Raw genomic sequence first — 8,658 nt, 5'->3', positions numbered from 1 at the left:
CTTATTAATAGGTTTTTAACAATGAATAATTATTAGCGTAGTGTATAATTAATTAAAGAAAAGCAATAAAACGTATGCAGAAAAAAATAGACTATTCTATGATTTTCTATTATTGGACAAAGCAAAAGTAATCTTTCTTATCTATCCAACATCTCTGAAAATCATTAACAACTTTTAGAGAAATAATCCTGCCTCATACACAATTTGAACAAAAGCCATAAATATGATAAAATTTGAGAAAAGATTTACAAATGGAGGTTTCATAATTTGTCAATTGGAAAAAGAGTTAGGCTTGAAAGATTGATTAATAGAGAGACAGGTAAGACTGTTTTAGTTCCTATGGACCATGGTGTCAGCTCAGGTCCTATGGAAGGAATTGTTAACTTAAAAGAAACTGTTCAGAAAATAGCAGAAGGTGGAGCTAATGCAATAATTTTACATAAAGGAATGGTAGAAGCAGGGCACAGAGGAAAAGGTAAAGATGTAGGATTAATCATTCATATGTCTGCTTCTACGGATTTATCACTTAGAAAAAATGATAAGGTTCTTGTTTGTACAGTTGAAGAGGCTATAAAGCTTGGAGCTGATGGTGTTTCTATCCACGTTAACATAGGTGCTGAAGATGAAAAACAGATGCTAAAAGATTTTGGAGAAGTATCTAAAAAATGCTTAGAATGGCAAATGCCTCTTCTTGCTATGATGTATTACAGAGGTCCTGAAGTAAAAAATCCATACGACCCAAAAGCAATCGCACATATTGCAAGAATTGCTGCAGAGCTTGGAGCTGATATTGTAAAAGTTCCATATACTGGAGACCCGGAAAGCTTCAGAAAAGTGGTAGAAGGATGTCCTGTTCCGGTAGTCATTGCCGGAGGTCCTAAAGTAGATTCTGACGAAGCATTATTGAAAATGGTCTATGATGCTGTTGTTGTAGCTGGATGTGCTGGAATATCGATAGGAAGAAACATCTTTCAACATAGAGACATTACTTTAATCACATCTGTTTTATCAAAAATAGTAAATGAAGGTATTTCTGTAGAAGAAGCATTAAAACTTTTGAATAAAAATTAATTGCTTTTTAGAAATTTATGATATAAAATTACTTTATATAAAATTAAGGAGGTATTTAACATGGAAGCATGGATGCCGTTTATTATCATGACAGCTTTTACAATTTTAACAGTAGTTATTACGTTTGTAGCTGGTGCGTTAAAGAAAAGCGAAGAATAAAAATATTAAAGGACTTTAATTGTTAGATGATATTAAGAAGTTAGGAAATATATTTTTTGTTATTTCCTTTCTTCTTTTTCTTTTTTTAGGATATGTAATCTTTGCTCCGTTTATAGGTATTATTACAGTTTCAATATTACTTGTTGTAGTTTTTTATCCGATACATCAAAAAATTTCAAAGATTGTAAAAAATTCCGTTTTAAATTCTTTAATTTCAACATTTATAATACTGACTACGCTACTGTTACCATTTAGCTTGATTTTGTTTTTTCTGACAAAGGAAATCATAGAGCTGTATCCACTGATTGCAGATTATATAACAAATCCTAACTTAATTGTTGAAAAATTAAAAGAAAGTCCTTATCTATATAAACTCTATCTTAAACTTCAAGAATTTTATCTAAGCAAGCTTGATAGCAACTTTCATGACTCAATAATTAATTATCTTAAACAATTTACAGCAATTATGTTTAATTTTGCGAGGACATTTTTATCAAATGTTATTTTGATTTCCATTGCTATCTTTATCATGGCTTTAACCATTTTCTTTCTTTTTAAAGATGGATATAAGCTGTACAATTTGGTTTATTCAATAATTCCTTTAGAAAAAGAAGAGAAAGATTACTTATTTAGTAATTCTTATGCCGCAGTTCAAGCTGTAATTCTTGGTTCTGTATTTGTAGCAATTGCTCAAGCTATAGCATCTTTAATTGGATTTTTGATTGCTGGCGTAGATTACAGTCTTGTTCTTACTTTTCTGACATTTTTTGCTGCATTCATTCCTTTTGGTGGTGCGTCCTTGGTATGGGTTCCGGTTGCTATTTATCTTATGGTCAGCAAAGGTCTTTTAGTAGGAATTCTTTTTACTCTTTATGGAACTTTTGTAATTAGCACTGTAGATAATATTATTCGACCTATAGTTGTTGGAACTAAAATTGACATGCACCCAATGATAATGTTTTTTGCTATTATTGGTGGATTAAGTACCTTTGGATTTCTTGGTATTTTTATTGCTCCCGTAATCGTTGCATTGATAGATGCTTTTATTATGCTTTATAAGAAAAGATATGGAATAGAAAATGAGTAATGGGTAAAGAGGGTGTTCAAAAATTTTTGTAAATTTGCCTTTTCTTGCCATCTTCTTGCCATCTTAAGGACGAAGTCCGAAGGATCTCTTTTTTGATTTTTTGACTTGAAAAGAAAAATATGAGATTCTTCACCGGCTTCAGAATGACAGTGTGGATTTTTACAAGCAGTCTCAGGAAAGAGGAGATTCTTCGTCTACTTAGAAATGACAACGTTGATTTTTGCAAACAGTCTTATCCCACAACACCCTTTGATTCGTTCCAATATTTATCCATCTCTTCCAAGCTCATCTCTTCTAACTTTTTACCCTGTTGTTTTGCTTTCTGCTCGATGTAATTAAACCTTTTTATGCTTCTATCTGTTGCTAAATGAAGTACTTCTTCCGGGTCTATTTTTAAAAATCTCGCAAGATTGACAAGTGCAGTTAGAATATCTCCAAATTCATGGACTTTTTCTTCGTATGTTTTTGCTTCTTTTAACTCTTGTATCTCTTCAAAGACTTTTTCCCATACATCGTTTATGCTTTCCCATTCAAATCCAACCTTTGCCATTCTATCTTGAACTTTATAAGAACGCAAAAGTGCAGGCATTCTTTTTGGAATTCCCTCTAAAATAGAGTTTTTTTCTCCTTGTTTTATTTGATGCCACTGTTTTAATACATCTTCAGCATTTTTAGCCTCTGACTCTCCAAAAACATGAGGATGTCTTTTTATAAGCTTTTTAATCAATCTATCTATTACAACAACTACATCAAACTTACCTTCATCTTTTTTGATTTGGCTGTGGAAAACTACCTGCAGTAAAACATCTCCAAGCTCTTCTATCATCTTTTCATCATCGTTTTCTTCAATTGCTTCTAATAGCTCATAAGCTTCTTCTATTAGATTATTTTTAATAGACTGATTTGTCTGCTCTCTATCCCATGGACATTCTTTTCTTAATCTTTGAACTATCTCGACAAGCTCTTGAAACTTCTTTCCTTCCTCTCTACATTCCATTGTTAACTCCTCTCATTGTCTCACAATTTTATATAAAAGTATAACAAACGTAAAAACTGCAATATATAACATTAAGTTTGCCATAAATGGCTGATTTGACAAATGAAAAAGTGCAGATGAGACTAAAAATGCAAAAAAGATTATAGCTAAAACAATTTTATTTATTTGATTTTTATAAAATTCTTGAAGTTCTTCTAAGTCTTTAAAAATTACTCTAAAAGTTAGCCTCTCAATGTTAAGCGTTTTTATTATTCTGTCTAATTTAAATGAAAGGTTGTAATAAAAGTTAGCTATATCTATAACTTCTTCAAACTTTTCTTTTATGTAGTCTTTTGTTGATTTTGTTAAGAATTTTGTAAGTCTTTCTGTTGGGTTAAAGTGAGGGTCTAAGTATCGGATTAGTCCATCAAGTCCGATAGATGCCTTTCCAAGATATGCCAAGGTTGTAGGAAGATAAAGATTACATTCTCTTACAAGTTCAATGATTTCTAAAACCATATCTTTTAGATTTATGTTTTGAAGTGTTTTGTTGTGGTATTTGTCAATAAAGACTTCTACTAAGTTTTCAAGCTTTTCAAGGTCTGTTTTTGGGCTAATCATGCCCATGCCTTCGTAAAAGTCCATAGCTAAGGTTTTGTTTTTGTTTACAACTGCAAATATATGCTCGTAAAGTAATCTCTTTTTCTCTTCCGATAACGTTCCTACCATTCCAAAATCTAAAAGGACTAAGGTTTTGTCTTCTTTTATTAGTAGATTTCCTGGGTGAGGGTCTGCATGGTAAAAGCCGTCATAAAAAACCATCTTATAGTAAGCATCTGTAATAAGTTTTGCTATATCCTGTTTTTCTGATGTTGTTAGTTGTATCTGATTTATCTTTTTACCTTCTATAAATTCTAAAACTAATATATTTTTTGTTGAATACTGAGGATAATACTTTGGTATGTAGAACTTTTCATTGAAATTTTCAAAGTTTTTTCTGAATGTCTGTATGTTAGATGCTTCTATCTCAAAATCCGCTTCTCTTAAGGTTGTAAACTTATATTGATAGATGACGGATTTTAGATTTAGGTCTTTGACAGTCTTGGAATGCCTTTCTAAAAAAGATATAACTTTGTAAAAAACTTCTGCGTCTAAGGATATCAGCTCTTCTAAGTTTGGTCTTTTTACTTTTATTGCTACTGTTTCGCCTGTTTTTAGAATGCCTTTATAAACTTGTGCTATTGATGCAGAGCCAATAGGATTTGGGTCTATGTATGTAAAAACTTCTTCTATTTTTTGATTAAGTTCTTTTTCAATGATGTTTTTTATTATTTCAAAATCAACAGGCTTGACGTTGTCTTGAAGTTTTATAAGTTCAAGGATTACAGATTGGGGGACTATATCTGGTCTTATGCTCAGCACTTGACCAAGCTTTATGAATGAAGGGCCAAGTTTTTCTAAGGTTTCTCTAATTCTTTGTGGTCCGAGGGATGGGTCTGTTTCTATGCCAAAAAGTGCTTTAAAATAATCATAGATATTGTATATTCCAAGCCTTGATAACTCTAAGGTTATATCTTTAAATCTTTTGTAAAGCCTTAGCTTTTTATTAAACACCTTGGGAATCCAAGATTTCTTTCATTAATTTAGCAACATTTCTAATTTCCCACTGGGCATGGGGTGTGTTTCTTTTTTCTATAAAGTCTTTGATCCAACTTAACGTTCCTGAAACTACGATTGTTGTTCTCCTTCCTGTTGGCAAGAAAAATCTTGCATCTTCTCTTTTTATTTTATACCCATACACAAGCAAATCATATACATACTGTGATAGTTCATCGTGTAGTTTTGCCAGCTCATAGGCTCTAATTTTTGATTTTAATTTTAAAAATTTAGGTTCCGGGATTTCTTCTTTAAGATTTTTCAAAACTTCATAAATTTTAGCTATTGTTTGATTCATTCCGGAAATATCCACTTCTATCTCTTCTTGAGATTCTAAAATAGATGGTGGTATAATTGTATAATTTTCATCTTCTCTTACATATCTTTGGCTTCTTTGTGAAAAGTTCAGTGTAGTATGGCGAACTAACTGATGGGTCATAGCTCTACTAACTCCATCAATAAAAAACACGGCGTAGCCGTCATACTCTTTTTTTAATCCTATAAGAGAAACTGTTAGATCACCTTCTGTACGAATCTCTATAGGGTCAACGGGTGTATCGTACTCTGCAAGCTTTTCAAAGGCTTTTAGATACTGGTTTTCATCTGTTTTTAAAAGTTCTTCTAAGTAGTGTCTTAAAGAAACTCCAATCACATCTGGATATTTTGGATTGTAGTGTGTCTTGAAATAGGTAGCACCAATCCTTAAAGCGTTTTCCTCTCCTACTTTTTTATACACAAAAGAATGGGCAAAAACAGAAAAATGTTTATAATTTCCAAGCTTAGATAAAAATTCTGCTCTTTTTTGTTTTTCTATTACTCTTGGGTCGTTTAAAAGAGAATTTAAATCTCCACTGTTATAACAAGTTCTTGCTCCAAGAGCGGCATATGGGAAACTGTCTTTAAAATCTTCTATAGAAAAGAAATTAAGCAGCATTTTTATCTCCAATGCTATGATTTATAGTGTATATATTTTAACTTAAACACCTTGGGTGAGAAATTATTTGGAAAGAAGATCCTTTGAACTTTACATCCCCAGGATGACAAAAAAGTTGATTGATAAGAGTTAAATGAAGGATAACCTTATCTGTCATTCTGCGACTGGTAAAGCATCTGTTTCTATGTCCTTAGATTATTCGCTGTATGGGCAATCCAGGAGTTATCTTTACGTATTGTTGCAATATTGATATTTGCTTATATGCTGCTCTAAGTAAAATATCTACATTTTTATAACTTTACAAAAATTTTAGAAATTTGCTAAACGTGTCAGGCTGACAAAACTTTCCTCAAAAAACCAAAAAAAAGTCAAAGCAGTTTAACCTAACTTTCTTGCTGTAAGGAGAAACATTAACCTAATAATCTTTCAAATAAACCCTTAACATCTTCTTGTTTACCAAGCTGGTTTGCTAAACCTGTAAGATTATGGATTATATCTTCATTCAATGGATTTAATGTTGCTGCTTTATAGAAAAATCGATATGCTTTTTCTAAATTATTTGCATAGTACTCCAAAACACCAAGAATATTATATAAAGGTGCACCTTGGTAAACAGAAGCAATCTCGTTTATTAGATTAAATATTTGTTGTACACTTCCTTCATTAATAGATTGCTCTACCATCTCTATCAATCTTTGTATTTGACCTATATTTTCTTGTAAATTTTTAACTTCTTCTTGAGAAAATCCTTGTTCCCCTGAAACTAATTTTTTAGCCTCATCAAAAAGACCCATTTTAAAATACGTTTGAACTAACTTTAACAATGTAATTTTATTATGAAAACTTAATGCAGCTTTTCTGTAAAATTCTGATGCATTGTACAAATCATAATAGTCAGATAAAACATCTCCTACAGACGTATATGCAGCTGCTAAAGCAAGGTTTTCATTCTTATTCCATCCAAGCTTTGGGAAAAATTCTTGTAAAGGATATTTTTTTAATGCATCTCTTAAAGCTTTACTTCTGTAAGAAGTATCTATGAACGTTTCTAATAAATACTTTACTACATAGTTAAACTCTGACAGTTTTAACTTTAAGTTGTTTAAATTTTCATATATAAATCTGTAAAATTCATAATCTTTAAAGCTTTCATCAAATTTTCCAAGTCTTTCTAACGAATCTTTTTTTGTAATTACTCCAAACTCAGGAATATAATCTTCTATTTTCAAAGTCATTAATAAATTATTCTCTTTTCCATACACATCTTCCAGCTTTCTAATACTTTCATTACCCTCTATATCTCTATAGACAATATTTGTATAAATAATATCAACATCCGGATTTGATTCTAAAACTTCCATCATTTCCGGTATCATGTCAAACTCTAAGACAGTCGCATTATCTATCCATAGAATTAGCTTATTTTCTGCATTATCTATTATTTTATTTCTCAAAACTGCTTTATTATCTGTATCAAGCCCTAAAGCTACAAAATCAAACTCTGCATTTTCTAAATCTTCTTTATTGCCTGTATAGATTATTTGATTAAAATACTCTAAGTTGTCCTGAATTCCCTCAAGAACTTCATTAATTTTTGAAAAATCTGAAGTGGTCTTTAAAATTCCAAGTGTTAAATTCATAACATTTTTCCTCCTATTTAGATATCGTATTATATTTTATCAATAAAAAATAACTTGGGTGAGAAAATTTTATAGAATTAAGAAGGAGTTCCTTTGGACTTACGCTTTTAGGGTAACAACTAAAAAGTTATTTGGTAAACATAAGTGAAAGGATTGATTTTTATTTGTCATTTTGCAGTCAGAAAAGAATCTTCTGTTTTTCTTTTTAAGTCAAGAAATTAAAATAGAGGAACCCTTCGTACAGCCTCAGGACACAGAAAAATAAACATACGAAAATTTTGAAATATTCTCTTAATTATCTCAAAAATACAAATTTACATCTTTTATTTTCATAATCCCTTTCTTCCCATTTAACACTTTTTACCCCTTCCTCTAACTCTCTTATAAATCCTTCTATAAATCCCCACGCATACCAGCATACACAATGCTCAATTGGTTTAAGTCCTCTTGGTTTTAAATTCCCCTCATAAAATACACAATTACAAATATAAGCTTCATTACTATTTCTTTCTATTTTATATGCAAAACCAAAAGCATTTAAAGATTTTTCAAGTAAATCTTCCCACTCTTCTTTTGGATGCTTTTCCATTAGAGATTTGGCAACTTCCCTTCCAAGCTGTCTGATTATTGCGTATCCACCATTTTGACCAAATAAATTTTGAATTTCGTCTGCAAAAGCAAAAACAATATCTTTTCCAGTAGCATTTTCTTTGTTTTTCTCGTCAACTGATTTTACTATATTATCTACAGCCTTTTCTCCAATGATCGCTTTGGTTAGGTCTATCAAAGTATTGATAACTTCCTGATTTATCTCACCTTTTATCTCTACCATGGTAATCTACCTCTGAAAATTATTCCGTAATATTATTTACATAATTCTGTTAAGAAATTTTTAAAAACAAATGAATATTTCTTAAAGACTTTTTATAAGTGGTATAATTTAAATCAATGACAATTTTAGGAGGTGTACAACAGTTGCTATTTTCTGTAAAAAAGTGTAAAAAAGCGTATATTGATAATATAAAAACAAAAAGTGTAAAATTGTAAATGATAAAAAAAGAGAGTAAAAACAAATGATAGCACTTCAATGCCAACTTGAATTTCAAAATACGCAAGACAAAAAAACTATATTAGA

At 30.7% G+C, this 8,658-nt stretch carries 7 protein-coding genes; 2 read left to right on the top strand and 5 right to left on the bottom strand.

The window, feature by feature from the left end:
• Window positions 1-267 precede the first annotated feature (267 nt).
• Together Q0929_RS08270 and Q0929_RS08265 are read left to right on the top strand one after the other, a co-directional pair.
• Window positions 268-1,071, top strand: coding sequence for a 2-amino-3,7-dideoxy-D-threo-hept-6-ulosonate synthase (locus Q0929_RS08270; RefSeq protein WP_299239709.1), 804 nt, complete (start codon window positions 268-270; stop codon window positions 1,069-1,071).
• A gap of 178 nt (window positions 1,072-1,249) precedes the next feature.
• Window positions 1,250-2,317: an AI-2E family transporter gene (locus tag Q0929_RS08265; protein ID WP_299239706.1), complete on the top strand. Its 1,068-nt coding sequence runs from the start codon at window positions 1,250-1,252 to the stop codon at window positions 2,315-2,317.
• Between the two features lie 232 nt (window positions 2,318-2,549).
• Here Q0929_RS08265 and mazG read toward each other — a convergent pair whose 3' ends face one another.
• The 5 genes from mazG to Q0929_RS08240 form a co-directional block, all read right to left on the bottom strand.
• Window positions 2,550-3,314 (bottom strand): nucleoside triphosphate pyrophosphohydrolase, encoded by a 765-nt coding sequence (gene mazG / locus Q0929_RS08260; RefSeq protein ID WP_299239703.1) that lies wholly within the window; start codon window positions 3,312-3,314, stop codon window positions 2,550-2,552.
• A 12-nt stretch (window positions 3,315-3,326) separates the two neighbouring features.
• Entirely contained in the window at window positions 3,327-4,907 is a 1,581-nt protein-coding gene (locus tag Q0929_RS08255; protein WP_299239700.1) for an AarF/UbiB family protein, read from the bottom strand.
• Window positions 4,900-5,883 carry an FAD-dependent thymidylate synthase gene (gene thyX / locus Q0929_RS08250; protein ID WP_299239698.1) on the bottom strand — a complete coding sequence of 328 codons (984 nt, stop codon included), beginning with the start codon at window positions 5,881-5,883 and terminating at the stop codon, window positions 4,900-4,902. Before thyX ends, Q0929_RS08255 begins: the two co-directional genes overlap by 8 nt.
• Before the next feature lie 410 nt (window positions 5,884-6,293).
• Window positions 6,294-7,523: a hypothetical protein gene (locus Q0929_RS08245; protein WP_299239695.1), complete on the bottom strand. Its 1,230-nt coding sequence runs from the start codon at window positions 7,521-7,523 to the stop codon at window positions 6,294-6,296.
• Between the two features lie 295 nt (window positions 7,524-7,818).
• Window positions 7,819-8,355 (bottom strand): hypothetical protein, encoded by a 537-nt coding sequence (locus tag Q0929_RS08240; protein ID WP_299239692.1) that lies wholly within the window; start codon window positions 8,353-8,355, stop codon window positions 7,819-7,821.
• Window positions 8,356-8,658: the final 303 nt, after the last annotated feature.

Origin of the sequence: Sulfurihydrogenibium sp. (genome assembly GCF_028276765.1) — a bacterium.
In the GTDB taxonomy this organism is placed as follows: domain Bacteria; phylum Aquificota; class Aquificia; order Aquificales; family Hydrogenothermaceae; genus Sulfurihydrogenibium.
This window is presented reverse-complemented; position numbering and strand designations above follow the sequence as displayed.